Below are 26,173 nucleotides of genomic sequence, written 5' to 3'. Positions count from 1 at the left end.
GGCTGATGGTTGCCTGGGAAGTTCCTGAAACCATGGCCCCGACCCTCCAAAGTTAGCGCAGAAGGCGCCGCACCTGGTCGATCGCGCCGTCAAGGACCACGAGGGTGGCGCGCATCGTCTCCTGGCTGGCCCGGCCCGCCCGGGCCAGCCGGCGCACCTCGGCGAGCAGCTGCGCGGCCTTCTCCTCGAGCTCGGCGACGACATCCCCGGGCGGCGGCGCGGGGCGGGCCGTGCCCGCCGCCCCCGGCCGCGGCGGGTAGCCCCAGCCCCAGGTGGGTGCGCTGCGGGCCTGCCGGCCGGCCTCCTTGAGCTCCTTCTTGAGGTCGCGGACGGAGCCGTGCACGCCCTGCTCGACCTCGTCGGCGAGGGTCGACAGGTCGGCGAGGGAGGCGTTGATGTCGGTCTCGAGCGCCTCCAGCTCGGCGGCGCGCTGCACCAGCTCGGCCCGGCCGGCGTCGGTGATGTCGTAGACCTTGCGCCCGCCGGACGCGGTGTGGGAGACCAGCCCGTCGGCCTCCATCCGCTGCAGGCGCGGGTAGATGGTGCCGGCGGAGGGGGCGTACAGGCCGTGGAAGCGGTTCTCGAGCAGCCGGATCAGCTCGTAACCGTGCCGGGGGCCCTCGGCGAGCAGCTTCAACAGGTACAACCGCAGCCGCCCATGGCTGAAGACGGCACTCATGCCGCCACCTCCGCTTCGCTCCGGCGTCGACCCGAGCCGCTCCGCTGGTCGCTCATGAATCGCTCTCCTCGTCCAGGTCGACCGGCCGGCGCAACAGCGTGATCGTGCCAGAGGTCGCGTTGGCGGCGATGCGGCCGGTGCCGGCGCCGAGCTGCCCGACGACGGTGTTGCGGCCGACCCGGTCGAGGCCGGGGAAGGCACTGACCACCCGCCCCGAGACGGCGTTGAGGTGGACGCGCAGGTCACTGTCCTCGCGGACCCGGGCGGTGATCTCGCCGGAGACGGTGTCGAGCCGCACGTCGGTGTCGGCCGGCGGGTTGTCCAGGTCGCAGGTGATCGAGCCGGAGATCGCCCGGGCGTGGACCTTGCGGGCGGCGGAGTCGGCGACGACGATCTCGCCGGAGACCGTCTCGAGTTCGACCTCGCCGTCGAGGGTGAGCGCCTCGATCGAGCCGGAGATCACCTTGGCGGAGACGTGGCCGTCGAGGCCGAGGAGGGTGACCCGGGCGCTGGTCGCGTCGACGTGGACGCCGGCGCGCAGCGAGGAGACGACGACGGAGCCGGAGACGGTGTGGAGCGTGGCGGGGGTCCGCACCGGGACCACGACCGACACGTCGACCTTGAACCGGCTGTGGAACATCCACCAGAGCAGGCCGGGCCACTTCGGGAAGGCGCCGTGCGAGATGCGCAGGGCGCCGTCGTCGTCGAGGGTGACCGTGACGGACCGTTCGCCGATCGCGGACACCTCGACCCGGGCGGGTCCGTCGGCGCCGACGACGTTGATCCGTCCGCCGACCAGCCGCACCTGGAGGTCCTTGACCTCCCCCTTGAGTTCGAGCCGCGTGGGCTCGGCAACGTTCCACGTCGTCATGCCACCGAAGGTAGCAGACAAACGCGATACATCGCGACTGTCGGGGGCGGGAACCTAGGCGGCCACCATCGAGGTCGCCGCGCGGGCCAGGACGCGACGGGACGAGGACACCTGCGGGTACAGCGTGGCGTGCGCCTTCAGCTCGATCGACAGTCCGCGCGCGGCCACGACCCGGCGCAGCGAGGTGAGCAGCGTCTCGTCGCCGATGAACGCGGCGACCGTCGTCGGCGTCCCGTTCTGGGCGAACGTCAGCCGCACCGGCACGACCGGGGCGGCCGCGTCGACCGCGGCCTGGAACGTCGCCGGGCGGAAGGTGCCGCCCATCCGGCCGCACCAGGTGGTGCCCTCGGGGAAGACCGCGACCACGCCGCCGGCGGCGAGTTCGGCACGGATCCGCCCGACGGTGGCCGGCAGGGTCTTGGGCCGCGACCGGTCGACGAAGACGGTGCCGAGGGTCGCGGCGAGCCGGCCGATCAGGGGCCACTGGCGCACCTCGCGCTTGGCGAGGAGCTTGGCGGGCGCGTGCGCCAGGATCACCACCACGTCCAGCCACGAGACGTGGTTGGCGACCAGCAGCGCGCCGGACTGCGGGACCCGGCCGACGGCCCGGTGCGAGATGCCGAGCCCGGCGAGCACCGCGCGGGCGAGCCGGCGCTGCACGGCGATCAGCCCGCGCTGCGGCAGCAGCGCCAGGACCGGCACCGCGAGGACCGCCAGCAGCACCGCCGACCCGGTCACGACGACCCGTTTCACCATCGTCGCGGTCGAGACGTGCTCGTCGGAGCGGGCCGGCAGGCAGCTGATGTCGCAGGTGGACCGCGGCAGCCACAGGGAGTCGACGACGGTCATCCCGACCATCCCTCACCGAGGAAGTGCCGCAGGTACCGCGGGTTGACCCGGTCCAGCGACAGCAGCACGTAGAAGTCGGCGCAGTCGAAGTCCGGGTCGTGCGCGGGTTCGCCGCCGATCCAGGCGCCGAGCCGCAGGTACCCCTTGAGCAGCGGTGGCACGTCGACCTTCGCGGGCACGTCGGCGGACAGCGCCAGGGGGTTGCGCGGCCGGACCCGCCAGGCGGGCGGCACGAGGTGCTTGCGGCGGGCCAGGTCCCACACCCCGGCGGCGGTGGCGCCACCGTCGGCGAGGGGCACCGACGCGCAGCCGCCGAGCCAGCGGTGCCCGTGCAGGTGCATGTACCGGGCGATCCCCGCCCACATCAGGTTGATCACGGCGCCGCTGCGGTGGTCGGGGTGCACGCAGGAGCGGCCGGTCTCGACCAGTCCCCCGCGCAGCTGGTGCAGGCCGGAGAGGTCGAACTCGGTGTCGGCGTAGAGCCCGCCGGCCGCCACCGCGCGGTCCGGCGGCAGCATCCGGTAGGTCCCGACGACGGCGCCGGTGCGCTCCTCGCGGATGATCAGGTGGTCGCAGTGCTCGTCGAAGGCGTCGACGTCCAGCCCGGGGGTGCCGGACTGCAGCGAGGCGCCCAGCTCACCGGCGAAGACATCGTAGCGGAGCCGTTGTGCGGCCCGGACCTGGTCACCGTCCGTGGCCACCAGGATGGTGTAGCGATCGGTTTCGTCGACCCCGACTGGGGCGGCGGCGACGGCGAGAATCGTCATGCTTTCGGTGTAAGGCTCGACCCCTGCGGCTGGCTGACGGTGACTGGTTACCCGCATGGCTGGCGGGTGAACGATGACTACCGTGGTCAGGCATGGCGGGATATTCAGGGACTCCACTGCCCAAGAAGCTCGGTGTCAACGCCGGGCACCGCGTGCTGCTGGACGGCGCGCCGGCCGGGTTCGAACTGCGGGAACTGCCGTCCGATGTGGTGCTGCACCGTCGCAGCGCGCCCGGCCTCTACGACGTGATCCTCTGCTTCTGCCCTGATCAGGCCAGGTTGCGGCGGCGCTGGCAGGTGCTGCACCGGCTGACGCCACCCGCCGGCGCGCTGTGGGTCGCCTGGCCCAAGCGGTCCTCCGGTTTCGCGCGGGACCTCGACGAGAACGGGGTGCGCGAGTTCGCCCTGGCGCACGGCCGGGTGGACGTCAAGGTCTGCGCGATCGACGACGTGTGGTCGGGGCTGAAGCACGTGATCCGGGTCGGCGACCGGCCGCACTGACCGCCGGCGCGACCGGTGCGTGCCGCACCGCCGTCACCGTGCGCAGCAGCCAGCCGGCGAGCAGCAGGAGCAGGCCGGCGACCGCGTGCGGGGCCGCCGCGGCGCCGGTGACGGGCAGGTCGACCGAGCCGACCATCAGCTCGACGGTGCCGGTGACGGCCGCGGTGCCGTCGGTGACGGTGTAGCCGAACGAGTCGGCGCCGGCGAAGCCGCGGTCCGGGGTGTAGGTGACGGTGCCGCCGGCGTTGAGCACGGCGGTGCCGTTGGCCGGCTGGGACACGCCGAGGACCCGCAGCGGGTCACCGTCCGGGTCGGTGACGTTGTCCAGCGGGCTGATCGTCTGCGCCCCGCTGCCCGCCGGCGTGGTCACCATCGGCGTGGTGACCACGACCGGCCCACCCGACGGCCCCGGCGCCAGGGCGGCGGTGACCGTGACCGTCACGGTGCCGGTCGCGGGCCCGCCGTTGAGCGTGTACGTGAAGGTGTCCACTCCGGCGAAGCCCGCCGCCGGGGTGTACGTGACGGTGCCGTCACCGTGCAGCACGGTGGTGCCGTGGGCGGGCACGCCGGCCGCGGTGACCGTGAGGGGACTGCCGTCGCCGGCCGTGTCATTGGCCGTGTCATTGGCAAGGACCGCGACGTCCACCGGGGTGCCGGCGGTGGTGCCGGCGGTGTCGGCCCCGGCGATCGGGCCACCGCCACTGACGTCGAGGGTGACCGCCGCGCTGAGGCGGATGCTGTCGCCGTCGCCCTCGTAGGCCACGGCGCCGATGCTGGTGGTGACGGGCCCGGTCGGCGGGGTCTGGCAGCCGGTGACCGGGATCGCCACGGTCGCGTCGGCGGGCGTGACGCCGCGCACCGAGCCGAAGCCGTCGTAGACGACCAGGTTGCGCACCGGCTGCGCTGGGTCGTGCAGGACGACGACCAGGGACCAGGCGGCGTAGCGGTCGTTGACGCCGGTGGCGGCCTGGATGTCGGCCACCGTGTAGGTCCAGGCGCCGGCCCCGGCGACGAGCGCGGACACGTCGGCGTAGCCCTGGTAGGGCCGGTGGCCGGGAAATGTGGTGACGTCGGTGAGCCGGCTCGCGGTGATGGTCCGGTACGCCCCGCCGGGCACCTTGAACCTGACGGTGCTCCGGCCGCTCTCGTCCGGTGCCGGGGTGCCGGTGCCCGGTGCGGTGTCGCCGCCCCAGAAGAGCCCGGCGAACAGGACGGTCGCGGCGGCGGGGACGGCGAGGTCGGCGGTGCTGGAGTTGAACAACGGCTCGGCGTCGACGTCGACGTTGCGCATCCGGTAGCCGTCGTTGTTCAGGGCGCCGCCGGTGGCGGTGTCGGCGCGCGCCGCGGCGCAGCCCGGATTGATGCCGTCGCAGGTCAGGTTCGCGTTGCCGCGCAGGATCACCGAGCCGCTGGTGTTGACCGAGTACACCGGGCGGAACGCGGCGACGATCTCGGCGGCCGCGGGCCGCGGCCAGTTGATCGCGGCGGCCAGCAGCAGGATGGCAACCCCGGCCCGAACACTCCCGAAAGCCACCTTTCGTGCATACGTGGATACGGTGCGCTATGGGCGAGTTTTCCTCGCCTTTGATCCGCGGGCATGGCGGGGCCTCGCGGCTTGCCGGGACGTGCCATATTGACGGCTTCACTCTCTTGGAGGGAGCGGCACGTTGTCCAACGGACAGATCGTGGTCTCCGACCTGACGAAGCGGTACAAGAACGTCACGGCCGTGGACCACCTGTCGTTCGTGGTCGAACCCGGTCGCGTCACCGGCTTCCTCGGCCCCAACGGCGCCGGCAAGACCACGACGCTACGCATGATCCTCAACCTGGTGACGCCGAGCTCGGGGTCGGCGACGATCAGCGGCCTGCGGTACTCCGACGCGCCCGAGCCGCTGCGGCTGGCCGGCGCGATCCTGGAGGCGTCGGCCGCGCACAAGGGCCGCACCGCCCGCAACCACCTGCGCATCGTCGCCGCCGCGGCGGGCATCCCGACGGCACAGGTCGACAAGATGCTGGAGCTGGTCGGGCTGACCCCGGCAGCGAAGCGCAAGTTCCGCGGCTACTCGCTGGGCATGAAGCAGCGGCTCGGCATCGCGCAGGCGATGCTCGGCGACCCGCAGGTGCTGATCCTGGACGAGCCCGCCAACGGCCTCGACCCGGAGGGCATCCGCTGGATGCGCGGGCTGCTGCAGGGCCTGGCCCAGCAGGGACGCACCGTGCTGGTCTCCAGCCACCTGCTGTCGGAGATGGAGATCCTCGCCGACGACGTGGTCATCATCGCCGCCGGCAAGCTCGTCACCCAGGGCCCGGTCGAGCAGATCGTCGGCGCCGGCACCAGCGCGCCGCGCACCCGGGTCCGCACGCCCAACCTGCAGGAGCTGGTCACGGCGGTGCGCACCGCGGGCGCGACGATCGAGCCGAACGGCAACGACAGCCACGTGGTCACCGGCCTGGACGCCCCGGCCGTCGGCCGGCTCGCCCTGCAGGGCGGGATCGAGCTGCACGAGCTGGTCAACGAACGCCCCGACCTGGAGCACGTGTTCCTCGAACTGACCCAGGGAAGGGCGGCCATCCGATGACCCGGCTGATTCGCAGCGAGCTGCTGAAGCTGCGCACCACGAACATGTGGTGGATCTTCCTGCTGACGTCGCTGGTCTTCACCGGCCTCGCGGTCTGGATCAACATCGAGCAGACCGACTCGGACCTGACCAACCACTACGAGCAGTACAACCAGGACAGCGCCACGCCGCCGGGGATGAGCGACGAGGAGAAGGCCCGGTTCGAGGAGGACCAGCGGCAGTTCCGCGAGTCGGAGGCGGACCGGGTCGCCAGGGCGCACGCCGCCGCGCAGCTCGCCAAGTACGCCGCCAACATCTACACCTCGGGTCAGCTCTTCGGCCTGCTCCTGGTGATGCTCCTGGCGATCCTGGTGATCACCAACGAGTTCTACCACCAGACCGCGACCGCGACGTTCCTCGCGACCCCGAAGCGGACCAGGGTCATCGTCGCGAAGCTCATCACCGCGTCGTTCGCCGGGGCGCTCTTCTGGCTGGTCAGCACCGCGATCTCGATCGGCGTCGGGTCGCTGTACTTCGGCTCCGCGAATCTCACCAACAGCCTCGGGCACTGGACGGCCCAGCAATCGGTGCTGCTCAACCTGCTGGTGTACGTCCTGTGGGCCATCTTCGGCATCGGCGTGGGCGTGCTGATCCGCAGCCAGATCGGCGCGACCATCACCGCCGCGGTCCTCTACACCGTCGGCACCTGGGCCGCGGTCATCGTCCTCAGCCTGATCTACGAGCTGGTGATCCACGAGGACTGGGTGATGGAGAGCGCCGTCTACATCCCGCCGCTGGCGTCCCTGCACGTGGTCGGCGGGCTGGCGGTGCTGCTCGGCGACACCGACCTGCCGCCTCGATGGGTGGGCGCGGTCGTGCTGATCGCCTGGGCGGTCGTGCTCGGCACCGTCGGCACGCTGATCACACGGAAGCGTGACATCGCGTAACGCTTATATCAGATCTAGGACAACTGTGGCCGCCAAATGGCGGCCACAGTTGTATGGGATGGACCCATTCCGTCGTCTACATGGTCACTTCGGCGGGCGTCGGCGACGAACGAGCGTTAGGCAGCGCGTAACCTTGACGCGGATCCGACCACCACAGCAACTCCGTTTGGAAGAGGCGATCAACAGCCGTGTCGACCCAAGCGACCAACTCGCAGGAGAACCCCTTGGCGGGTTTCGGCCCGAACGAGTGGATCGTCGAGGACATGTATCAGAGGTACCTCGCCGACCCGGCCAGCGTGGACCCCGCGTGGCACGACTTCTTCGCCGACTACAAGCCCAGCGGGGACGGTGCCGAGGCGGCGCCCGCCGCGGCGGCTGAGCCGGCGTCCACTGCCACCCCCGCTGCCACCGCTCCTGTTACAGCGCCGAGAGCCCCCGCCGCTCCCCCGGCACCCGCGGCATCCACCGCCACCGCGGCCTCCCCTGCCGCCTCGGTGCCGGCCGCCGCCGCGCCGGCAGCCCCGGCCAGGCCCGTGCAGAAGGCCGCCCCGGCGACCAGGCCCGCGCCGACCAAGCAGGCACCCGTCGCGCCGGGTGGCACGAAGCACACCCCGCTGCGCGGCGTCGCCGCCCGGATCGTGCAGAACATGGACGCGTCGCTGGAGGTGCCGACCGCCACCAGCGTCCGCGCCGTGCCGGCGAAGCTGCTGTCCGACAACCGCGTCGTGATCAACAACCACCTGGCCCGCGGCCGCGGTGGCAAGGTCAGCTTCACGCACCTGATCGGCTTCGCCATGGTCCGGGCGCTCGCCGCGCACCCGGAGATGAACAACGCCTTCGCCGAGATCGACGGCAAGCCCAACCTGGTGCAGCCCGAGCACGTCAACCTCGGCATCGCGATCGACCTGACCAAGCCCGACGGCTCGCGCAACCTGGTGGTGCCGAGCATCAAGGCCGCCGACACCATGGACTTCCGCCAGTTCTGGTCGGCCTATGAGGACATCGTGCGCCGGGCCCGGCGCAACGAGCTGACCATGGAGGACCACAGCGGCGCCACGGTCTCGCTGACCAACCCGGGCGGCATCGGCACCGTGCACTCCATGCCGCGGCTCATGGCCGGGCAGGGCACGATCATCGGCGTCGGCGCGATGGAGTACCCGGCGCCCTACGCCGGCATGTCCGACGAGACCCTGGCCGACCTCGGCATCAGCAAGATCCTGACGCTGACCAGCACCTACGACCACCGGATCATCCAGGGCGCGCAGTCCGGGGAGTTCCTGAAGGTCATGCACGAGTTGCTGCTCGGCGAGCACGGGTTCTACGACCAGATCTTCACCGCCCTGCGGATTCCGTACGAGCCGGTCCGCTGGGTCCGTGACGTCGCCCGCACCAGCGAAGGCCAGATCGACAAGGCGGCCCGGGTCGTCGAGCTGATCCACGCCTACCGGGTCCGCGGCCACCTGATGGCCGACACCGACCCCCTCGAGTTCCGCATCCGCCGCCACCCCGACCTCGACGTGCTCGAGCACGGGCTGACGCTGTGGGACCTCGACCGGGTCTTCCCCGTCGGCGGCTTCGCCGGCAAGCAGAAGATGAAGCTGCGGGCCGTCCTCGGCGTGCTGCGCGACTCCTACTGCCGCCGGGTCGGCGTCGAATACATGCACATCATGGACCCGGAGGAGCGCCGCTGGGTCGCCGAGCGGGTCGAGAAGCCATACGAGAAGCCCGACACCGCCGAGCAGAAGCACATCCTGAACCGGCTCAACGCCGCCGAGGCGTTCGAGACGTTCCTGCAGACCAAGTATGTGGGGCAGCGCCGCTTCTCGCTCGAGGGCGGCGAGTCGCTGATCCCGCTGCTCGACGAGATCCTGCAGAACTCCGCGGAGGGCGGCCTGGACGAGGTCGTCATCGGCATGGCGCACCGCGGCCGGCTCAACGTCCTGGCCAACATCGTCGGCAAGCCCTACGAGAAGATCTTCTCGGAGTTCGAGGGGCACCTGGACCTCAAGTCGGCGCACGGTTCCGGCGACGTCAAGTACCACCTGGGCATGACCGGCAAGTTCACGCACCCCGACGGTGAGCACGCCACCACGGTCTCCGTGGTCGCGAACCCGTCGCACCTGGAGGCGGTCAACCCGGTCCTCGAGGGCATCGTGCGGGCCAAGCAGGACTCGATCGACCTCAAGCTCGAGGGCTACACGGTCCTGCCGCTGCTGATCCACGGCGACGCCGCGTTCGCCGGCCAGGGCGTGGTCGCCGAGACGCTGAACCTGTCGCAGCTGCGCGGCTACCGCACCGGCGGCACCGTCCACGTCGTGGTCAACAACCAGGTCGGGTTCACCACCGCGCCGGAGTACTCGCGCTCGTCGCTGTACTCCACCGACATCGCCCGGATGATCCAGGCGCCGATCTTCCACGTCAACGGCGACGACCCGGAGGCCGTGGTCCGCGTCGCGCGGCTCGCCTTCGAATACCGTCAGGCGTTCAACAAGGACGTCGTCATCGACCTGGTCTGCTACCGGCGCCGCGGGCACAACGAGGGCGACGACCCGTCGATGACCAACCCGCTGATGTACGCGATCATCGACCAGAAGCGATCAGTGCGGAAGATCTACACCGAGGAGCTGATCGGCCGCGGCGACATCCCGATCACCGAGGCCGAGGCCCTGCTCAAGGACTACCACGAGCAGCTCGAGACGGTGTTCAAGGCGACCCGCGACGCGTCGTCCAACCCGGCGTCGCGGCTGACCCGGCTCCGCGAGCCGGAGCCGGAGCCGGTGGTCGACACCGCGATCGACGTCAGCGTCATGCAGGCGATCGGCGAGGCGCACATCAAGCTCCCCGACGGCTTCACCCCGCACAAGCGCGTGCAGCAGCTGCTGGACCGCCGGGCGAAGATGGCCGCCGAGGGCGACATCGACTGGGGCTTCGCCGAGATCATCACGTTCGGCTCGCTGGTCAACCAGGGCGTCACCGTCCGGCTCTCCGGCCAGGACTCCCGCCGCGGCACGTTCGTGCAGCGCCACGCCGGCATCGTCGACGCGGAGACCGGCGGCGACTACATGCCGATGTCCGCGCTGATCAAGGACAACGCGAAGCTCTTCATCTACGACTCGCTGCTGTCGGAGTTCGCCGCGATGGGCTTCGAGTACGGCTACTCGGTGGAGAACCCCGACGCGCTCGTCATGTGGGAGGCGCAGTTCGGCGACTTCGTCAACGGCGCGCAGTCCATCGTCGACGAGTTCATCTCCTCCGGCGAGGTCAAGTGGGGCCAGCGCACCGCGGTGACGCTGCTCCTGCCGCACTCGCACGAGGGCCAGGGCCCCGACCACACGTCGGGCCGGCTCGAGCGCTACCTGCAGCTGTGCGCCGAGGACAACATGCGGGTCGCGGTGCCGACCACCCCGGCGAACCACTTCCACCTGCTGCGCCGCCAGGCGCTGTCGCCGAAGAAGAAGCCCCTCGTCGTCTTCACGCCCAAGTCGCTGCTGCGGCACCGGCTGTGCGTGTCCCCGGTCGAGGACTTCACCACGGGCACCTTCGCCACCGTGCTGGGCGACCCCGGCATCAAGGGCACGGCCCTGGACACCGCCGGCGTCAAGCGCGTCCTGCTGTGCTCCGGCAAGGTCTTCTACGACCTGCTGCAGGCCCGCACCGAGCGCGACATCACCGACACCGCCATCATCCGGGTCGAGCAGCTCTACCCGATGCCGGTCGAGGAGCTGCGCGAGGCCCTGGCCCAGTTCCCCAACGCGGAGGACTTCGCCTGGGTGCAGGAGGAGCCGGCCAACCAGGGCGCGTGGTCGTTCATCGCCCTCAACCTGCTGGAGCACCTGCAGGGCGTCGGGCTGCGCCGCATCTCCCGCCCCGCCGCGGCCGCCCCGGCGGTCGGCTCGACCAAGCTCCACGACGCCGAGCAGCACGCCCTGGTCGAGGCGGCACTGCCGAAGCGCTGACCGTTCGTTCGTTCTGCGGGGAGGGCGGATGCCCTCCCCGCTTCCTTCTGGGGGTGCCCATGTACTTCACCGATCGCGGCATCGAGGAACTCGCCCAGCGCCGGGGCGAGGAGGAGGTCACGTTCGAGTGGTTGGCCGAGCGTCTCCGCGACTTCGTCGACCAGAACCCTGAGTTCGAGATCCCGGTCGAACGCCTCGCCGTCTACCTGGCCCGCCTGGACGACGACGAAGACTGATGCTTTTGCCCGCTTTTGGGGGTATTCACGTCCGGCTGCATCCACCAAATGGGTCGTTCAAGGACAACCTGGTGTAGTCCGGCAAGCCAATCGATTGTCCCCAGTCGGGTGATAACGGCTTAGCGCATGTCGCACCTACATTCTGTACGTGCCCCGAAGTCGCAACCGTTCTGCAACTGTGTCGCTCCTGGCCGCCGCCCTGCTCCTCCTGGGCGGCGCTTTTTCGGCCTCAGGGGCCGAGGCACCCAGCGAACCGCGCGCGGCAGCGGCTGCCGCCAGCACCGTCGGCCCGATCGACCACGCGGTCGGCGTGCAGCACTTCCAATTCGCCCGGGGCAAGGACCGTCCGCTGCCCACCACCGTGTGGTACCCGACCCGCGGATCGGCCCGCAGGATCAAGGGCCGCGTCCAGGGCGACGCCGAGCCGCTGCCGGGCAAGCACCCGCTGATCGTGTGGAGCCACGGCTTCTACAGCAACCCGCAGATGCAGGAGGGCATGACCAAGTTCCTGGCCGAGGCCGGCTACGTGGTCGTCGCCGCGGCGTACCCCTTCACGAAGAAGGACACGCCGAAGTTCAACAAGTACGACGTGCCGAACCAGTCGCTCGACGCGTCGTTCGTCATCACGCAGATGCTGCAGCCCGGCAACCCACTCGCCGACAGCATCGACACCGACCGGATGGCGGCCATCGGGCACTCCGGCGGCGGCACCACCACCGACGGGCTGTTCACCGTGCACCGCGACCCGCGCATCAAGGCCGGCATCATCTTCGCGGGCCGCCCGACCGGGGCCTACCAGGGCAGCCCCGTGCCGCTGCTGTTCATCCACGGCGACAAGGACCCGGTGGTCGCCTACGAGCAGGGCCGCACGTCCTACGGCGCGGCGCCGTGGCCGAAGGCGTTCCTCACCATCATCGGCGGCGAGCACGGCGCCGGCACGAACGACCCGGAACGCGGCCACCACCAGGCGATGGCAACGCTGCTCGACTTCCTCACCTGGGCACTCGACGGTGACGACACAGCCCGGCTCCGGCTGAGCGGCGACGCCACGCTCGACGGTGTGACCCGGTTCGAATCGGTCGGGATCTACACCACCAGCAGCACCACGACAACGACGAGCACGACCGCCACCACGGCGCCGGCCACGATGAAGCCGAGCTTGGAACCGGTCGCTGCGGGCTGAGCCGCCTGATTGTTGTTGTCCACCCAAGCCTGGAATGCCTGAGTGTTCTGACTTGGGTCGACGCGCTCATCGGGCATGGCCGACAGAATACCCATGACCTGACCTGCGGTCAGTGGCCGAACGTGTCGGATTGTGGCACTCTCCGTCAATGGCCGCATGGCACTCCCCGTCGGCCGCCTGGCGGGAACGGTCCTGGTGGGGCTGGGGATGGGCCGACGAGGCCCTCGACGACGACGCGTGCCGCCGGCTCGCGGAGACCGCGCTGCGCCCCTGGATGCCGATCGACGGGTCGGTCCTGCCGGTCCCCTACGACCCCGTCCTCGACCCGCCGCGGCTGATCCCCCCGTCGATCATGGAGGAGGCGTTCACCGCCGACCCGGTGATCAGGGCCGCCCACACGTACGGCAAGGCGTTCCGCGACGTGGTCCGGGCGCTGCACGGCCGCCTTGAGAACCCGCCCGACCTGGTCTGCCACCCGCGCACCGCACACGACGTCGTCGCCACCCTCGACTGGGCGGAGGCGGTCGGCGCGGCGGTCGTGCCGTACGGCGGCGGCACCTCCGTCGTCGGCGGCGTCGAATACCGCGGCGACGCCCCGTGGATCTCCCTCGACCTGAGCCGGCTCAACCGCGTCGGCGAGGTCGACGAGGTCAACCACGCGGTCCGGGTCCAGGCTGGCGTGTTCGGCCCGGCCCTCGAACAGGCCCTGGTGCCGCACGGGCTGACCCTGCGGCACTACCCGCAGAGCTTCGAGTTCTCCACCGTCGGCGGCTGGCTCGCGACCCGCTCCGCCGGCCACTACGCGACCGGACCGACCCGCATCGACGACTTCGTCGAGGCGCTGCGGGTGATCACGCCGCAGGGGCCGGTGGAGTCGTTGCGCGTGCCCGGCAGCGGCGCCGGCCCGTCCACCGACGCGCTGTTCCTGGGCTCGGAGGGCACCCTCGGCGTGATCGTGGAGGCGTGGCTGCGGGTGTCCCGCCGCCCTTCGGACAGGTCTTCGACGTCGGTGGCGTTCCCGGTGTACGGCCAGGCCGTCGCCGCGGTCCGCGCGATCCTGCAGGCCGGCCTGCGGCCGAGCAACTGCCGTCTGCTCGACCCGGTCGAGGCGATGCTGAACGCCGGGGCGACCGACGGCCAGGCGCGGCTGCTCCTGGGCTTCGAGGGACCGACCACGCCGCTGCTCGCCGACGCCGTCACCATCTGCGCCGATCACGGCGGCACCGCCGCCACATCGAGCGGTGACCAGGGCACCTGGCGGGACGCGTTCCTGCGCGCGCCGTACACCAGGGACGCCCTCATCAGGCTCGGGCTGATCGTCGAAACGGTCGAGACCGCCTGCACGTGGAGCAGGTTCGACGCGCTGCACGCGGCCGTGATCGCCGCCGCGCAGGCCGCCGCCCCGGCCCGGGTCGCCGTGGTCACCTGCCGCTTCACCCACGCCTACCCGGACGGCCCCGCACCCTACTTCACGATCATCACCCCGGCGCGGCGCGGCGCCGAGGTGGCCATCTGGGACGAGATCAAGGCCGCGGTCAGCGAAGCCATCGCCGCCAACGGCGGCACGATCACCCACCATCACGCCGTCGGCCGCGACCACCTGCCGTGGCTGGCCGAGCAGCGCGACCCCCTGTTCACCGACGTGCTGCGGGCCGCGAAACGCACCCTGGACCCCCGCGGCATCCTCAACCCGGGAGCGCTGTTCTGACCCTCTGCACCAGTTCTCCCAGGCCGATCAGCAGCAGCCCGAGCAGGAAGAACGCCACCGTGAACCCGAGCGCCGAGATCGCCACACCGCCGTAGCCGAGCTCGCCCGCATCGACGAACGGATACGGGTACTCGTGCACGATCGCGCCCCGCACCAGCGCGAACGCCAGATACGCGAGCGGGTAGGCGAGCCACACGGCCGCGTACCACCACCGCACCGGCTCCCGATCGACGATCAGCCAGGTGACCGCCGCCAGGATCGGCGTCACCGTGTGCAACAGCAGGTTGTGCGGTGCGTGCGCCCCCGAGTCGACCACGTGGAACGGGCTCGACGGGTTGGCCAGCAGCGCGTGGTACACCGTGCCGGTGATGCAGCTGTACAACGTGGCCGCGCCCCGCACCCACCCCGGCACCGCCCGCAACGCCGCGACGGCCGACACGACCGCGATGATCACGCTGCTCTGCACGGTGAAGTAGACGAACACTCCCCCGTCACCATGGGTGTAGTCGAGCAGCAACACGATTCCGGCCAGCGCACTCACGGCCGTGAGCACCCGGAAGACGACGGACATGGCGGCAACCTAACCGGAAATCGCCCGCCGGGCCAGCCTTGAACGCGGCGCCGCCCTCGTACGGTTGGTGCCATGCGCCGTCGTTCGGTAGGTGCCACGCGCCGTCGTCTTGCCGCCCTGCCGGCCCTCCTGGCCCTGGCCCTGGCACTCGTGGCCGGCGTGTCCGGCTGCACGGGTCAGCCGGCACCGGCCCGCTGGGTCACGCCGTCGCCCTCCTCCCCCGGGGCCGCCGTGCCCCGGCTCGCCCAGGTCACGCCGCTGGCGCCGCTCGCGGTGCCGTCGAGCGCGCTCGACGTGTCACGGCAGGAGATCACGTATCACCGCGAAGGCCGCGTCCTGCGCACCGTCATCTGGATACCGTCCACGCCCGCGAAGGTCCCCGCGGTCGTGTTCAGCCACGGCCTCAACGGCACCCCGGAATCCTTCGCGCCGCTGCTCACCGCGTGGGCGGCGGCCGGGTTCGCGGTGATCGCCCCCGCCTACCCCAACACCACCCGCAGCGCGCCCAGGCTCGACGTCTACGACGTGCTCAACCAGCCGGCCGACGCGAGCTTCGTCCTGAGCCAGGTCCTCGCCGGCCCGCTCGGCAAGCGCATCGACGGCAACCGCCTCGCTGCCGCCGGCCACTCCGCCGGCGCGATCACCACCGTCGGCCTGTTCACCGCCGGCCGCGACGCCCGCCTGCACGCGGGCATCATCCTGGCCGGCAGCGGCCTCGGCGTCGGCACCGCGTTCACCGGCACCCCGGCGTCACTGCTCTTCGTCCACGGCGACGCCGACCCGCTGGTCTCCTACGCCTCCGGCAAGGCCACCTACGACGTGGTCCCCTGGTCGAAGGCGATGCTCACGCTTCCGGGCGGCAACCACAACGACCCCTACCTGAGCCCCGGAGCCAGCTCCTTCGCCGAGGTCCAGTCGCTGACCGTCGCGTTCCTGCTCCTGGAGCTCTACGGCGACACGTCCGCGCGGCAGCAACTGCCACGCGGACCGTCGTTCGACGACCGGCTGTGACCACCGGACCCCTTGCACGACCACTGCAAAGCGGCGTCCGGCGGCCTTTCACCAAACGCTACCAAGGCCCGACTAATTGATCTCCGAGCCATTCACCGTGCGTAGTTTCACCTGCTGAACGACCCCGCCGCCAGACGACTCAGCGTGCCGGACGACCCAGCCCGCCAGACAGCCCAGCCCGCTGAACGACCCAGACGGCCCAGCAGGCTGGGCGGCCAGCCTGCTGGGCGGTGCGGTCCTGGACGGTGGTCCCAAACGGCGTGACCTCAGGCGGTGTGGTCGAGGACCACCTTGCCGAAGACGTCGCCGGAGTGGAGCTTCTCGAAAGCGGAACGGGCGTCGGAGAACGGGATCACCGAGTCGATGATCGGCCGTACACCGGTCTTGGCGAGCAGCGCCATCAGGTCGGCGAGCTCGTCCGGGGTACCCATGCTGCTGCCGAGGATCTCCAGCTGCAGCGCGAACAGGCGGCGCAGGTTGACCTGCGGGAGGTGCCCGCTGGTGGCGCCGGAGACGACGATGCGGGCGCCGGGTTTCGCGCACTTCGTCGAGTGTTCGAAGGTGGCCTCGCCGACGGTCTCGATCACAACGTCGACGCGTTCGGGCAGGCGGGCACCCGAGTCGAGCGCGGTGGCGCCCAGGGCCGCGATGCGGTCGCGTTTCTCCGCGTCGCGGCTGGTGGCGTACACCCGCGCACCGAGGGCCCTGGCGAGCAGCACCGCGGCCGTGGCCACCCCTCCCCCGGCCCCCTGCACCAGCACCGCCCCGTCGGCCTCCAGACGCCCCTTGGTGGTCAGCATCCGGTACGCGGTCAGCCACGCCGTGGGCAGGCAGGCCGCCTCCGCGAAGGTGAGTTCGGAGGGCTTCGGCACCAGGTTGTACGCCGGGACGGTCACCCGCTCGGCCACGGTGCCCTGGTAGTGCTCGGACAGGATCGAGAAGTCGCCCTTCTCGGTGAAGACGACGGGGTAGACGACCACCTCGGCGCCGTCGGGGCCGATACCGGCGGCGTCGCAGCCGAGGATCATCGGCAGCTGGTCCGTCCGGAGGCCGACGCCCCGCAGCGACCACAGGTCGTGGTGGTTGAGTGCGCTGGCGCGCACGTCCACCACGGCCCAGCCGTCGAGGGGCGCCGGCTCCGGCGCATCGCCGACCGTGAGGCCGGCGAGCGGATCGGCATCGTTGAAGCTGGACGCGAAAGCGGCACGCATACGGTTATCTCAACACACCGTTGCGGCGGGCGGCTGCGGCGACCGCGGCCGCGACCGCCGGTGCGACCCGGGGGTCCAGGGCGCTGGGCACGATCGCGCCGGTGGACAGCTCCCCCTCGGCCAGGACCTCGGCGATGGCCGTCGCGGCGGCGACCTTCATGTCGTCGGTGATCCGGGTCGCGCCGGCGTCGAGGGCCCCGCGGAAGATGCCGGGGAACGCGAGCACGTTGTTGATCTGGTTGGGGAAGTCGCTGCGCCCGGTGGCGACCACAGCGGCATACCGGGACGCGATGTCCGGGTGCACCTCCGGCGTCGGGTTGGCCAGGGCGAAGATCGCCCCGCCGGGTGACATGCCGGCCAGCGCGGCCTCGCCGATGGTGCCGCCGGAGACGCCGATGAGGACGTCGGCGCCGCGCAGGGCGTTGGCGATGTCGCCGGTGATGCCGCCGGCGTTGGTGAGGGCGGCGAGCGCGGCCTTCTCCGGGTTGAGGTCGCCGCGACCGCCGTGCAGGCAGCCACGCGAGTCCAGGACCACGATCTCGCCGGCATCTGCGCCGCCGCTGATCAGCATCTTGGTGACCGCGACGCCCGCGGCGCCGGCGCCGCTGACGACGATGCGCAGGTCGCCCAGCCGGCGTCCGAGGACGCGGGCGGCGTTACGCAGCGCGGCGAGCACGACGATCGCGGTGCCGTGCTGGTCGTCGTGGAAGACCGGGATCGGCAGGGTCGCCTCCAGCCGGCGCTCGATGTCGAAGCAGCGCGGTGCGGAGATGTCCTCGAGGTTGATCCCGCCGAACGACGGAGCGAGCGCGGTGACGATCGCGACGATCTCGTCCGGGTCCTGGGTGTCGAGGCAGATCGGCACCGCGTCCACCCCGCCGAACTGCTTGAAGAGCACGGCCTTGCCCTCCATCACCGGCATCGCGGCGCGCGGGCCGATGTTGCCCAGGCCGAGGACCGCCGATCCGTCGGTGACCACGGCGACCGCCCGGCCGACCCAGGTCAGCTCGTGCACGAGCGACTCGTCGGCGGCGATGGCCTCGCACACCTGGGCGACGCCCGGGGTGTAGGCGAGGGCGAGGTCTTCCCGGGTGGCGAGGGGGACACTGGACTGGACGGACATCTTGCCGCCCTGATGCAGGTCGAAGACTGGCCCTTCAAGGGCATGATTGGTCACGGGTGCAGACACGGGGGCTCCTTTGCCACGTCTGACAATGCTGGTGTTTCCGCGGAGCGCATGGTGGTGAAAGCGCTCAAGATGCGATTCAGCGGGGGTGACCCGGTATCCGCATCACCTTACGCCCGGGCACGGCGCAACCGCACCGGTTGTGGCCACCAGCGAAATGTCACACGTCCGATGACGTCAGCCGTCCCGTAGTCCGCGGAATCGGACGACGCGAAGGGGTTGTCGCCGGTCAGCCACCATCCGTCTCCGTCGGCCCGGGCCACCCGTTTGACCATGAGTTGGCCTGGTCGGCTGCGGAAACACCCGACGACGACGTCACCGGGCCGTGCGGTGCTCGTGCGGCGCACGAGAATCCGGTCGCCGTGCCTGAGTGTTGGCACCATCGACGGGCCGTCCACGAGTGCCACGAACCACGGTAGCCGCATGAAATCCCCGGGCTTGGATAGGAGTAGGGTCAGGAACTGAGGATCATCGCAAATCACCCTGGAGGGTTCGATGCGACTGTCGCGGCTTTTCACCCCGCGCACCGTGGTGAGTGCCCACTGCGACCTGCCGTGTGGTGTCTACGACCCGGCGCAGGCCCGTATTGAGGCCGAGTCCGTCAAAGCAATCGCCGAGAAGTATCAGGCCAGCAGCGACGCCGAGTTTCGCACCCGGGCGCTGCTGATCAAGGAACAGCGCGCCGAACTGGTCAAGCACCACCTGTGGGTGCTGTGGACCGACTACTTCAAGCCGCCGCACTTCGAGAAGTACCCGGAGCTGCACAACCTCTTCAACGAGGCGACGAAGCTCGCGGGCGCGTCCGGCGCCAAGGGTTCGGTCGACCCGGCCGTGGCCGAGAAGCTGCTCGCGAAGATCGACGAGATCGCGAAGATCTTCTGGGAGACGAAGCAGGCCTGACCTGCTGGCTCAGCCAAACCCTGCAATCCTCGTGAGCGCCCCAAAGCCGCTCACGAGTTCGCCCCCCACCTCGCAGACGCGGGTTGGGGGGCGTTTCTTTATCGGAAGGACATAGATGAGCGTAGAGATCCGCCCGGCGGTGGACGAGGACGTGCCGGCGATCGTCGAGATGGTGTTCGAGCTCGCCGAGTTCGAGAAGGCCGTCGAGGAGTGCCACCTGACGCCGGAGCAGCTGCGGGTCGCGCTGTTCAACCCGTCCCCGTCGGTGTTCTGCCATGTCGCCCGGATCGACGGGCAGACGGTCGGGATGGCGCTGTGGTTCCGGACGTTCTCCACCTGGGAGGGCGTGCACGGCGTGTACCTGGAGGATCTGTACGTGCGTCCGATCGCCCGCGGCACCGGCGCCGGAAAGGCGCTGGTCGCGGCGCTCGCGCGGATCTGCGTGGAGTCCGGCTACCCCCGCCTGGAGTGGTCGGTGCTGGACTGGAACCCGGCGCGGGCGTTCTACGAGGCGTTGGGCGCGCGCCACAAGTCCGACTGGCTGCCGTACCGGCTGTCCGGCGACGCGCTGTCCACCCTCGCGGCGACGGCATGACGGCGTCCATCGCGCTTGCCGCACCCCCTGTCGGAGTCGCCTGGTCGCCCGCCGTCGTGTCCGCCGCACCGGTGCGTGCGGAAACGTCGTAGAGTCGCGGGCAAGGGGGTTCATCGCGTGACTCAGGTGGTTCCGAAGAGGTCAGGCTCCGACGGCGACGACGTCGTCCTGCTGGCCGTGCCCGCGTCCCCCGCCTATCTGGGGGTGCTGCGCACCGCGACGGCGGGTCTGGCCGCACGCCTGCAGTTCACCCTCGACGAGATCGAAGACCTGCGCATCGCCGTCGACGAGGCCTGCGCGATGCTGCTCGCGGTCGCGAGCGAGACGCCGCAGCTCGGCGACACGGTCGAGCTCGCCTGCCGGTTCACCGTCACCGCCGACGCGCTGACGGTCGAGACGACGGTGCCGCTGGGCTCGCCGACGGAGCGACTGCCCGGCGGCGAGTCTTTCGCCTGGCAGGTGCTCAGCGCCCTGGCCGACGAGGTGTCGGCATCGGTCGACGGCCTGCAGGCCAGCATCCGCCTGACGAAACGCCGCCCGAAGTAGCGTAGTCGGACGGTTACCGCTTTGGAGATCAATTAGGTGGCCTGGGGTAGGTTGCAGGAGAAGCGGCGGCCCGGCACCAAGCAGCACCACGACCTGGCGAACCGCCTGACGGGCAGCATGCCCTGGACCGACGGGCGTCCTTGAGCCGCCGCTACACCAGGCACCCCGCTACACCAGGCACCCCGCTACACCAGGCACCCCGCTACACCAGGGGGAACCGGCACACCAGCTCACGGGGGGGTGCCGAAACAGGTCTACACCGGGCGTTCCTTGAGGGCCGCCACACCGGGCACCGGCTCACGGGCGTGCTGCGGCGGGACCTCCGACGGCCGGACGTTGTCGATGTGCCCGCGGGCGATCTCCATGGCGAGATCGATGTCCTGGTCGCGGATCGCCACGAGCAGGTTGCGGTGGTCCCGGTCGATGATCCGCCACATCGGCAGCGGCGCGTTGTGGGCGGCGGCCTTGCGGTCGGTGACGGTGTAGAGCGGGCGGACGACCAGGCAGAGCAGGGTGTTGCCGGAGGCGGCCGCGACCGCGAGGTGAAACGCGGCGTGCGTGGCGATGCGTTCGTCGAGGCTCGTCGTGTCGGGGTCGAACATGGCCGCCTCGAGTTCGCGCAGGTGGTGCGCCTCGCGGCGGGCGGCGGCCAGGCCGGCGGCGGGGACCTCGAGCATGCGGCGGACCTCGAGGAAGTCGTCGCCCTTGACCACGCCGTTGGCGAGCAGGAGGCCGACGCCGTCGGTGAGGGATTCGCCGAGAGTGCGGGCGTCGGGCTCGGCGACGAAGCTGCCGCCGTTGACGCCGCGGGTGGTGACGATCAGGTGCTGGCTGCTGAGGAGGCGGAGCGCCTCGCGGACGGTGGAGCGGCTCAGGCCCGACTGTTCGCACAACTGCGGCTCGGTCGGCAGCCGGGCGCCAGGCAGGAGGTGGCCGGACATGATCTCGACGCGGAGCCGGTCGGCGAGGACCTGGTAAGCGGGTGCGACCGTCACGACAAACGAGCGTAAGCGACACCGGCCACCTGCGGGACCTGCAATGCCGCCGTCTCCTACATTTGGCCTGAGATCGGCGGAAGCCGACCCAGCCGGAGATCAGCGGACGCCAGCCGGCCCGAGATCAGCGGACGCCAGGCCGGCCCGAGATCAGCGGACGCCGGCCCGGCCGGAGGTCAGCGGATGCCGAGCGCTATGCGGGTGGACGGGGCGAACAGCAGCACCGCGCCGATGAGGCCGAGGGCGAACAGGGGCGCCCCGATCAAGGGCTGGCCGTGGGTGAGCATCGTCCAGCCGATCGGCATCTGCAGCATCTGGGCGACGATGCCGGGGCCGCGGGCCCACCGGCGGCGGCGGTGCAGCGCGACGGCGACGCCGAGGAACAGCGCGGTCATGAGTGCCAGGTAGCCGGTCGAGGAGAGCGCGACCTCGGCGGCGGTCCACTCGGCGGTGACGTCGAAATAGACGAAGAGCAGCGTGAGCAAGGCCAGCCCCACACCCTCCAGGAACAGCAGCCGCACCGCCCACCGCAGGGTTGCCGGCACCTGTTCGGGCGCTGTCGTGCCGCTCACCTGGCATTCCCTTCCAGAAGCGCCGTATCGCGCGCACCAACCTTATCGCGCTGGAGAGCGGGTACAGTGCCGCCCATGCGAGCCCTCCTGGTCGTCAACCCGAACGCGACGACCACCACCGAACGCGGTCGGGACATCCTGGTGCGGGCGCTGCGCAGCCAGGTCGACCTGGAGGTGGCGTATACGCAGCGCAAAGGCCATGGGGTGGAGCTGGCGCGGGACGCCGCCCGGGACGGGTTCGACCTGGTCGTGACGCTCGGCGGGGACGGCACCGTCAACGAGGCGGTCAACGGGTTGATGACGTTCGACGCCGGCGCGGCGGAGGGGCGGGCGCAGGAACGGCCGGCCCTGGCGGTGGTGCCAGGTGGCTCCACGAACGTGTTCGCGCGGGCGTTGGGGTTGCCGAGCGACTGGGCCGAGGGCACCGGCGCGATCCTGGAGGCGCTGCGGGACCGGCGGGAGCGGATCATCGGCCTCGGCCGCGCCGACGACCGCTATTTTACGTTCTGCGCCGGTATGGGGTTGGACGCGGAGGTCGTGCGCCGGGTTGACCAGGCCAGACACAAGGGTTCGACGTCCACGCCGTGGCTCTATTTCAGGGCGATCGCGCAGCAGTACGTGACGACGAACCGCCGGGTGCCGCTCCTCACGCTCGAGCTACCGGGCGAACCGGCCAGGTCCGGGCTAACGTGGATGTTGGTGCAGAACACCGCACCGTGGACATACATCGGCGAGCGGCCGGTGGATCCGAATCCGCGGGCCTCCTTCGACACGGGGCTCGACGTGCTCGGCCTGCTGCAGATGCAGGTCGGGAGCACGGCCCGGACGATGGCCCAGCTGGCGCGGGGCAGTGATCCGAAGGGTAAGCAGGTGCTGCGGATGCACGATCTTGCCGGGTTCACGCTCACCGCTGCCAAACCGATCGCTTTCCAGGTTGACGGGGAGTACCTCGGAGAGTGCGACAAGTTGGATTTCGCGTCCGTGCCGGGGGCGTTACGCGTAGTGTGTTGAGTCACCCCCGGCGATCGTCCACCGAAGGGGGAGAAAGTTGCAGAGAGTCGCGAGAGAGACACCGCGACCGCATCTCCGAAACCCCTCCGGTCGTTGACCGAGCCGTACTACATTGGTAACTGACTGTTGCGATTCAGGGTCCCTAAACGTATTAAAATCGGACAAACGGTGCGTGAGCTTGCTCACCGACTTGGATTTTCTTGGTTTGGACCCCTTGACATCGCGGTAGTTCGTGAAAGCATTCACAAGCGAAACGAACACTGAGCGTTGCCCGCAGGCGCGTTACGGATCTTCAGGCTCCGCCTAGCCGAGACGTTACGCGAGATGCATATAGGGAATCACTAACAACGATCCGCGAAAACAACAAGGAGTGTTGCCGCCATGTCGGACTGGCGCCACCATGCCCTCTGCCGCGACGAGGACCCGGAGCTGTTCTTCCCCATTGGAACATCGGGCCCGGCGTTGCTGCAGGTCGAGCAGGCGAAGGCAGTCTGCCAGCGCTGCTCCGTGACCAGTGACTGCCTGCAATGGGCACTCGACTCCGGTCAGGACGCAGGTGTCTGGGGCGGAATGAGCGAAGACGAGCGTCGCTTGATGAAGCGTCGCGGTGGCCTCCGGGTCCGCGCTCACTCCGCATAGCCTTCCCATAAGCGCACCAAAACACCGCAGCTCAGGCCCGAAGCGCAGCGAAGACGAAAAGGCGCCGAAGATCAGAGCAGCACCGAAGACGAAAACGCCCCGGCCGATGCGCCGGGGCGTTTCACGTGCGGACCACAACAATCGGGGTTACCCACGATAGTGGGGGTCGTTGGGGCCGGGCGGCGGGAAGTTCGGCCCGTCGTAGTAGCCGGGTCCGTAGCCGGGTGGCGGATAGCCGGGCTGCCCGTAGCCGGGCTGTCCATAACCGCCGCCGCCGTAGGGCTGCTGGCCATATCCGGGCGGCGGGTAGCCGGGCGGATACTGACCCCGCATGGCGGCGGACTCGACGTCGATCAGCCGCTCCAGCTCACCGCGGTCCAGGAACGTCCCCCGGCACTCCAGGCACTGTTCAATGGTGACGCCGCTGCGTTCGTACGACTGCATCGTGCCGCGGCACTTCGGGCATGTCATCTGCATACCCCCAAGGTAGCCCTCCGCCACCAAGCGCGAGTCAGCCGTTTCCGCAGGCGCCCCGGCCGGTGCGGTCAGTCGAACAGTTCCTCGAAGAAGCTGTCCCGGTGGTGCTTCTTGCGCTTCTTGTGGTGGCCGTAATGACCGTAGTGGCCGTGTTGCTGCGGGTAATGCGGCTGGCCGTGCCCGGGCGCCCCGTACGCCGGCTGCCCGTACCCCGGCTGACCATGCACCGGCTGGCCGTACGCGGGCTGCCCGTGAACGGGCTGCCCATACGGCTGCTGGCCGTAGGCCGGCTGCTGCGGATAGGCCTGCGGGGCGCCGGGCGGCGGGAACCCCGGGGTGCCGGGCGGGACACCGGGAGCGCCCGGCTGCTGCTGACGCCCGCGCCAGGCGTTTTCCGCGTCGGTGAGCTTCTCCAGCTCACCCCGGTCGAGGAAGATGCCCCGGCACTCGAGACACTGGTCGATGGTGACACCGCTGCGCTCGTACTGCCGCATCTCGCCGCGGCACTTCGGGCATGTCATCTGCATACGTCCAAGGTAGCCGTACGGTTCCAAGGCCACCCTCAGGCGGCGAGATCCACCGTGGCGGGCGATACCCGGCCGACCCTGGCAACAACGAGCCTGGCCAGGTCAAGCGCGCGACCGAGGGGCGGTGCGACAGGTTCCAGCGCGCCGGCGGACACCGCGGAGGTGATCGCGCTCTCGTGCAGCTTGCCGGTGGCCAGGAAGTACGAGGAGATCGCAACCCTGGAGCAGCCTTGGTCCCGCAGCGCCGACACCGCGACGGCGCCGGTCACCGGCGACCCGGAAGCGAAGGCCGCCCGGCACGGCAGCCCAAGCGATCGTCCGAACTCGGCGGCCGTCAGGTCCACGGTGTGCCTGGCCAGATCGTCCCGCGTACCGGCGGCGATCATGACGATCCCGTCCGCGTCGACCGACGGCAGCTGGCGGCGCAACGCCGCGAGGAGCAACGGTGGCACGACTCCGCCGACCGGTCCGAGGACGTCGGTGAGATGCACCCGCAATTGCAGGCCGTTGTCGTATGCCGTGTCGATGACGCCCGGCAGGTCGACGCGGCCGTGGAAGGCGGACGTCAGCAGCAGGGGTACCACCACCGCCGAGCGATGCCCGAGCCGCTGCATGTCGAGCAGCACCCGGTCCGGCCGCGGCCCCGCATGGTCCAGGTAGGACGTCCGCACGTCCAGCCCGGGACGCTGGGCCGCGACCGCGCGGGCGAGGGCTCTCGTCGAGGCCGCCGCCCGCGGGTCTGACGACCCGTGCGCCACAAGTAAAACCGCTGTTCCCAGCTCCCCCGGCTTCGCCGGCGGTTCCGTGGGGGGCTGCGCCACCCCAAAACCCCCATGCTGCGCACTACGAAACTTCACCCCGCGTGCAACCCGCATTCGGTCTTGTCGAACATCGGCCAGCGCCCGCCGCGCGGGTCGCCGCCGGGAGGGGTCCGCCGGGTGCACGGCCAGCAGCCGACCGAGGCGTACCCCTGCCGCATGAGCGCGTTGACCGGCACGTTGTAGCGGGAGATGTACGCGTCGACGTCGGCCTGCGACCACTGGGCGAGGGGCGACACCTTGAACTTGTCGCGGGCCTGCTCGAAGCCGACGATCGGCGTGTTGGCGCGGCTCGGCGACTCGTCGCGGCGCAGGCCGGCGGCCCACGCGTCGTAGTCCGAGAGGGCCCGCTCCAGCGGCTCGATCTTGCGCAGGAAGCAGCACTCGTCGGGGTCGCGGGCGTACAGGCGCGGGCCGAACTCGGCGTCCTGCTCGGCCACGGTCTGGCGCGGGCGGATCGAGCGGACCGTCACCGGCAGGGTCCGCTGGACGACCTCGCGGACCCGGAGCGTCTCGGCGAAGTGCAGGCCGGTGTCGAGGAAGATGACCGGCACGCCGGGCACCACCTTCGACACGACGTGGGCGAGGACGGCGTCGGCGAACGAGCTGGTCACACAGAACCGGTCGCCGAACTCGCCGGCGGCCCACTCCACGATCTTGTCAGCGGTCTTGCCTTCGAGGCGGGCGGACGCCTCCTTGGCCAGCGCTATGGACTCTTCCCTCGTACGTGCAACGGCTGTGCTCATCGCTTCGCCTCCAACATTCGTGCCGCAAGTCCCAGGAATTTCAGTGCGAAGACCCGTGCGCAACTGCGGCACTCCCATGCGCCGTGGGTCTCTTCGTGCGGCCGGAGGTCCTCG

At 70.5% G+C, this 26,173-nt stretch carries 28 protein-coding genes; 13 read left to right on the top strand and 15 right to left on the bottom strand.

Annotation, left to right across the window (positions count from 1 at the left end):
* Window positions 1–52 precede the first annotated feature (52 nt).
* Genes ACFPIJ_RS37720 through ACFPIJ_RS37705 form a run of 4 tightly spaced genes read right to left on the bottom strand, consistent with a single transcriptional unit; the run spans window position 53 to window position 3,166 of the window.
* Complete coding sequence (locus tag ACFPIJ_RS37720; RefSeq protein ID WP_380122611.1) at window positions 53–679, bottom strand: PadR family transcriptional regulator; 627 nt, start codon at window positions 677–679, stop codon at window positions 53–55.
* 52 nt (window positions 680–731) lie between these two features.
* Window positions 732–1,550: a DUF4097 family beta strand repeat-containing protein gene (locus ACFPIJ_RS37715; RefSeq protein ID WP_380122609.1), complete on the bottom strand. Its 819-nt coding sequence runs from the start codon at window positions 1,548–1,550 to the stop codon at window positions 732–734.
* Window positions 1,551–1,604: 54 nt separating this feature from the next.
* Entirely contained in the window at window positions 1,605–2,399 is a 795-nt protein-coding gene (locus ACFPIJ_RS37710; protein ID WP_380122608.1) for a lysophospholipid acyltransferase family protein, read from the bottom strand.
* Window positions 2,396–3,166 (bottom strand): GNAT family N-acetyltransferase, encoded by a 771-nt coding sequence (locus ACFPIJ_RS37705; RefSeq protein ID WP_380122606.1) that lies wholly within the window; start codon window positions 3,164–3,166, stop codon window positions 2,396–2,398. Before ACFPIJ_RS37705 ends, ACFPIJ_RS37710 begins: the two co-directional genes overlap by 4 nt.
* Before the next feature lie 92 nt (window positions 3,167–3,258).
* Between ACFPIJ_RS37705 and ACFPIJ_RS37700 the strand changes: the two genes are divergently transcribed.
* A complete protein-coding gene (locus ACFPIJ_RS37700) occupies window positions 3,259–3,666 on the top strand; it encodes a DUF3052 domain-containing protein (RefSeq protein ID WP_380122604.1) in 408 nt (135 codons plus the stop codon).
* Here the strand turns inward: ACFPIJ_RS37700 and ACFPIJ_RS37695 are convergent.
* On the bottom strand, window positions 3,593–5,200 hold the full coding sequence (locus ACFPIJ_RS37695; RefSeq protein ID WP_380122603.1) for an Ig-like domain-containing protein: 1,608 nt from the start codon (window positions 5,198–5,200) through the stop codon (window positions 3,593–3,595). The genes ACFPIJ_RS37700 and ACFPIJ_RS37695 overlap by 74 nt on opposite strands.
* 133 nt (window positions 5,201–5,333) lie before the next feature.
* Between ACFPIJ_RS37695 and ACFPIJ_RS37690 the strand changes: the two genes are divergently transcribed.
* From ACFPIJ_RS37690 to ACFPIJ_RS37665, 6 genes are all read left to right on the top strand, one after another.
* Window positions 5,334–6,245, top strand: a complete 912-nt coding sequence (locus ACFPIJ_RS37690; protein ID WP_380122601.1) for an ABC transporter ATP-binding protein — start codon at window positions 5,334–5,336, stop codon at window positions 6,243–6,245.
* Window positions 6,242–7,171 carry an ABC transporter permease subunit gene (locus ACFPIJ_RS37685; protein WP_380122599.1) on the top strand — a complete coding sequence of 310 codons (930 nt, stop codon included), beginning with the start codon at window positions 6,242–6,244 and terminating at the stop codon, window positions 7,169–7,171. The genes ACFPIJ_RS37690 and ACFPIJ_RS37685 overlap by 4 nt, the downstream gene beginning before the upstream one ends.
* A gap of 188 nt (window positions 7,172–7,359) precedes the next feature.
* On the top strand, window positions 7,360–11,127 hold the full coding sequence (locus tag ACFPIJ_RS37680; protein ID WP_380122597.1) for a multifunctional oxoglutarate decarboxylase/oxoglutarate dehydrogenase thiamine pyrophosphate-binding subunit/dihydrolipoyllysine-residue succinyltransferase subunit: 3,768 nt from the start codon (window positions 7,360–7,362) through the stop codon (window positions 11,125–11,127).
* Between the two features lie 59 nt (window positions 11,128–11,186).
* Complete coding sequence (locus ACFPIJ_RS37675) at window positions 11,187–11,363, top strand: DUF6104 family protein (RefSeq protein WP_203847937.1); 177 nt, start codon at window positions 11,187–11,189, stop codon at window positions 11,361–11,363.
* 178 nt (window positions 11,364–11,541) lie between these two features.
* Complete coding sequence (locus tag ACFPIJ_RS37670; protein ID WP_380122595.1) at window positions 11,542–12,546, top strand: alpha/beta hydrolase family protein; 1,005 nt, start codon at window positions 11,542–11,544, stop codon at window positions 12,544–12,546.
* Between the two features lie 148 nt (window positions 12,547–12,694).
* The gene (locus tag ACFPIJ_RS37665; protein WP_380122593.1) at window positions 12,695–14,254 is read left to right on the top strand and encodes an FAD-binding oxidoreductase; all 1,560 of its coding nucleotides are present in this window, start codon (window positions 12,695–12,697) and stop codon (window positions 14,252–14,254) included.
* Here ACFPIJ_RS37665 and ACFPIJ_RS37660 read toward each other — a convergent pair.
* Window positions 14,232–14,825 carry a Pr6Pr family membrane protein gene (locus tag ACFPIJ_RS37660; RefSeq protein ID WP_380122592.1) on the bottom strand — a complete coding sequence of 198 codons (594 nt, stop codon included), beginning with the start codon at window positions 14,823–14,825 and terminating at the stop codon, window positions 14,232–14,234. The genes ACFPIJ_RS37665 and ACFPIJ_RS37660 overlap by 23 nt on opposite strands.
* A gap of 72 nt (window positions 14,826–14,897) precedes the next feature.
* On the opposite strand from ACFPIJ_RS37660, the gene ACFPIJ_RS37655 reads away from it, so the two are divergent.
* A complete protein-coding gene (locus tag ACFPIJ_RS37655) occupies window positions 14,898–15,836 on the top strand; it encodes an alpha/beta hydrolase family protein (protein ID WP_380122590.1) in 939 nt (312 codons plus the stop codon).
* A gap of 266 nt (window positions 15,837–16,102) precedes the next feature.
* Here the strand turns inward: ACFPIJ_RS37655 and ACFPIJ_RS37650 are convergent, their stop codons facing one another.
* The 3 genes from ACFPIJ_RS37650 to ACFPIJ_RS37640 form a co-directional block, all read right to left on the bottom strand.
* Window positions 16,103–17,047: a zinc-binding dehydrogenase gene (locus tag ACFPIJ_RS37650; protein WP_380122588.1), complete on the bottom strand. Its 945-nt coding sequence runs from the start codon at window positions 17,045–17,047 to the stop codon at window positions 16,103–16,105.
* Window positions 17,048–17,051: 4 nt separating this feature from the next.
* The gene (locus ACFPIJ_RS37645; RefSeq protein ID WP_380122694.1) at window positions 17,052–18,170 is read right to left on the bottom strand and encodes an NAD(P)-dependent malic enzyme; all 1,119 of its coding nucleotides are present in this window, start codon (window positions 18,168–18,170) and stop codon (window positions 17,052–17,054) included.
* 173 nt (window positions 18,171–18,343) lie between these two features.
* On the bottom strand, window positions 18,344–18,658 hold the full coding sequence (locus ACFPIJ_RS37640; RefSeq protein WP_380122692.1) for a S24/S26 family peptidase: 315 nt from the start codon (window positions 18,656–18,658) through the stop codon (window positions 18,344–18,346).
* A 70-nt stretch (window positions 18,659–18,728) separates the two neighbouring features.
* On the opposite strand from ACFPIJ_RS37640, the gene sodN reads away from it, so the two are divergent.
* The 3 genes from sodN to ACFPIJ_RS37625 all read left to right on the top strand — a co-directional run bounded on the left by sodN (window position 18,729) and on the right by ACFPIJ_RS37625 (window position 20,274).
* A complete protein-coding gene (gene sodN / locus ACFPIJ_RS37635) occupies window positions 18,729–19,133 on the top strand; it encodes a superoxide dismutase, Ni (protein ID WP_203847943.1) in 405 nt (134 codons plus the stop codon).
* 115 nt (window positions 19,134–19,248) lie between these two features.
* The gene (locus ACFPIJ_RS37630; RefSeq protein WP_380122586.1) at window positions 19,249–19,728 is read left to right on the top strand and encodes a GNAT family N-acetyltransferase; all 480 of its coding nucleotides are present in this window, start codon (window positions 19,249–19,251) and stop codon (window positions 19,726–19,728) included.
* Window positions 19,729–19,854: 126 nt separating this feature from the next.
* The gene (locus tag ACFPIJ_RS37625) at window positions 19,855–20,274 is read left to right on the top strand and encodes an ATP-binding protein (protein WP_203847977.1); all 420 of its coding nucleotides are present in this window, start codon (window positions 19,855–19,857) and stop codon (window positions 20,272–20,274) included.
* A 254-nt stretch (window positions 20,275–20,528) separates the two neighbouring features.
* Here ACFPIJ_RS37625 and ACFPIJ_RS37620 read toward each other — a convergent pair whose 3' ends face one another.
* Both ACFPIJ_RS37620 and ACFPIJ_RS37615 read right to left on the bottom strand, forming a co-directional pair.
* Window positions 20,529–21,269, bottom strand: coding sequence for a FadR/GntR family transcriptional regulator (locus ACFPIJ_RS37620; RefSeq protein ID WP_380122584.1), 741 nt, complete (start codon window positions 21,267–21,269; stop codon window positions 20,529–20,531).
* Window positions 21,270–21,445: 176 nt separating this feature from the next.
* Window positions 21,446–21,841, bottom strand: a complete 396-nt coding sequence (locus tag ACFPIJ_RS37615) for a hypothetical protein (RefSeq protein ID WP_203847945.1) — start codon at window positions 21,839–21,841, stop codon at window positions 21,446–21,448.
* 75 nt (window positions 21,842–21,916) lie between these two features.
* Here ACFPIJ_RS37615 and ACFPIJ_RS37610 point away from each other — a divergent pair, with 75 nt between their 5' ends.
* Window positions 21,917–22,852, top strand: a complete 936-nt coding sequence (locus ACFPIJ_RS37610) for a diacylglycerol/lipid kinase family protein (protein ID WP_380122582.1) — start codon at window positions 21,917–21,919, stop codon at window positions 22,850–22,852.
* Between the two features lie 381 nt (window positions 22,853–23,233).
* Window positions 23,234–23,491, top strand: a complete 258-nt coding sequence (locus ACFPIJ_RS37605) for a WhiB family transcriptional regulator (protein ID WP_033358446.1) — start codon at window positions 23,234–23,236, stop codon at window positions 23,489–23,491.
* Window positions 23,492–23,638: 147 nt separating this feature from the next.
* Here ACFPIJ_RS37605 and ACFPIJ_RS37600 read toward each other — a convergent pair whose 3' ends face one another.
* The 4 genes from ACFPIJ_RS37600 to ACFPIJ_RS37585 all read right to left on the bottom strand — a co-directional run bounded on the left by ACFPIJ_RS37600 (window position 23,639) and on the right by ACFPIJ_RS37585 (window position 26,059).
* The gene (locus ACFPIJ_RS37600) at window positions 23,639–23,968 is read right to left on the bottom strand and encodes a TFIIB-type zinc ribbon-containing protein (RefSeq protein WP_380122580.1); all 330 of its coding nucleotides are present in this window, start codon (window positions 23,966–23,968) and stop codon (window positions 23,639–23,641) included.
* 68 nt (window positions 23,969–24,036) lie between these two features.
* Window positions 24,037–24,495: a TFIIB-type zinc ribbon-containing protein gene (locus ACFPIJ_RS37595; protein ID WP_380122578.1), complete on the bottom strand. Its 459-nt coding sequence runs from the start codon at window positions 24,493–24,495 to the stop codon at window positions 24,037–24,039.
* 35 nt (window positions 24,496–24,530) lie between these two features.
* Window positions 24,531–25,253: a sirohydrochlorin chelatase gene (locus ACFPIJ_RS37590; protein WP_380122576.1), complete on the bottom strand. Its 723-nt coding sequence runs from the start codon at window positions 25,251–25,253 to the stop codon at window positions 24,531–24,533.
* 95 nt (window positions 25,254–25,348) lie between these two features.
* Window positions 25,349–26,059, bottom strand: a complete 711-nt coding sequence (locus ACFPIJ_RS37585) for a phosphoadenylyl-sulfate reductase (protein ID WP_380122574.1) — start codon at window positions 26,057–26,059, stop codon at window positions 25,349–25,351.
* Window positions 26,060–26,173 lie beyond the last annotated feature (114 nt).

The organism is Dactylosporangium cerinum, assembly GCF_042653625.1.
Lineage (GTDB): Bacteria > Actinomycetota > Actinomycetes > Mycobacteriales > Micromonosporaceae > Dactylosporangium > Dactylosporangium cerinum.
Note: the sequence above shows the minus strand (reverse complement) of the source record. Positions and strands in the feature narration are given on the sequence as shown.

Bases quoted from the DNA above. Each gene is read 5' to 3' on its own strand.
- ACFPIJ_RS37720 (WP_380122611.1), bottom strand. From the start codon at position 679: ATGAGTGCCGTCTTCAGCCATGGGCGGCTGCGGTTGTACCTGTTGAAG.
- ACFPIJ_RS37715 (WP_380122609.1), bottom strand. From the start codon at position 1,550: ATGACGACGTGGAACGTTGCCGAGCCCACGCGGCTCGAACTCAAGGGG.
- ACFPIJ_RS37710 (WP_380122608.1), bottom strand. From the start codon at position 2,399: ATGACCGTCGTCGACTCCCTGTGGCTGCCGCGGTCCACCTGCGACATC.
- ACFPIJ_RS37705 (WP_380122606.1), bottom strand. From the start codon at position 3,166: ATGACGATTCTCGCCGTCGCCGCCGCCCCAGTCGGGGTCGACGAAACC.
- ACFPIJ_RS37700 (WP_380122604.1), top strand. From the start codon at position 3,259: ATGGCGGGATATTCAGGGACTCCACTGCCCAAGAAGCTCGGTGTCAAC.
- ACFPIJ_RS37685 (WP_380122599.1), top strand. From the start codon at position 6,242: ATGACCCGGCTGATTCGCAGCGAGCTGCTGAAGCTGCGCACCACGAAC.
- ACFPIJ_RS37675 (WP_203847937.1), top strand. From the start codon at position 11,187: ATGTACTTCACCGATCGCGGCATCGAGGAACTCGCCCAGCGCCGGGGC.
- ACFPIJ_RS37665 (WP_380122593.1), top strand. From the start codon at position 12,695: ATGGCCGCATGGCACTCCCCGTCGGCCGCCTGGCGGGAACGGTCCTGG.
- ACFPIJ_RS37660 (WP_380122592.1), bottom strand. From the start codon at position 14,825: ATGTCCGTCGTCTTCCGGGTGCTCACGGCCGTGAGTGCGCTGGCCGGA.
- ACFPIJ_RS37655 (WP_380122590.1), top strand. From the start codon at position 14,898: ATGCGCCGTCGTTCGGTAGGTGCCACGCGCCGTCGTCTTGCCGCCCTG.
- ACFPIJ_RS37650 (WP_380122588.1), bottom strand. From the start codon at position 17,047: ATGCGTGCCGCTTTCGCGTCCAGCTTCAACGATGCCGATCCGCTCGCC.
- ACFPIJ_RS37645 (WP_380122694.1), bottom strand. From the start codon at position 18,170: ATGTCCGTCCAGTCCAGTGTCCCCCTCGCCACCCGGGAAGACCTCGCC.
- ACFPIJ_RS37640 (WP_380122692.1), bottom strand. From the start codon at position 18,658: ATGCGGCTACCGTGGTTCGTGGCACTCGTGGACGGCCCGTCGATGGTG.
- sodN (WP_203847943.1), top strand. From the start codon at position 18,729: ATGCGACTGTCGCGGCTTTTCACCCCGCGCACCGTGGTGAGTGCCCAC.
- ACFPIJ_RS37630 (WP_380122586.1), top strand. From the start codon at position 19,249: ATGAGCGTAGAGATCCGCCCGGCGGTGGACGAGGACGTGCCGGCGATC.
- ACFPIJ_RS37610 (WP_380122582.1), top strand. From the start codon at position 21,917: ATGCGAGCCCTCCTGGTCGTCAACCCGAACGCGACGACCACCACCGAA.
- ACFPIJ_RS37605 (WP_033358446.1), top strand. From the start codon at position 23,234: ATGTCGGACTGGCGCCACCATGCCCTCTGCCGCGACGAGGACCCGGAG.
- ACFPIJ_RS37600 (WP_380122580.1), bottom strand. From the start codon at position 23,968: ATGCAGATGACATGCCCGAAGTGCCGCGGCACGATGCAGTCGTACGAA.
- ACFPIJ_RS37595 (WP_380122578.1), bottom strand. From the start codon at position 24,495: ATGCAGATGACATGCCCGAAGTGCCGCGGCGAGATGCGGCAGTACGAG.
- ACFPIJ_RS37585 (WP_380122574.1), bottom strand. From the start codon at position 26,059: ATGAGCACAGCCGTTGCACGTACGAGGGAAGAGTCCATAGCGCTGGCC.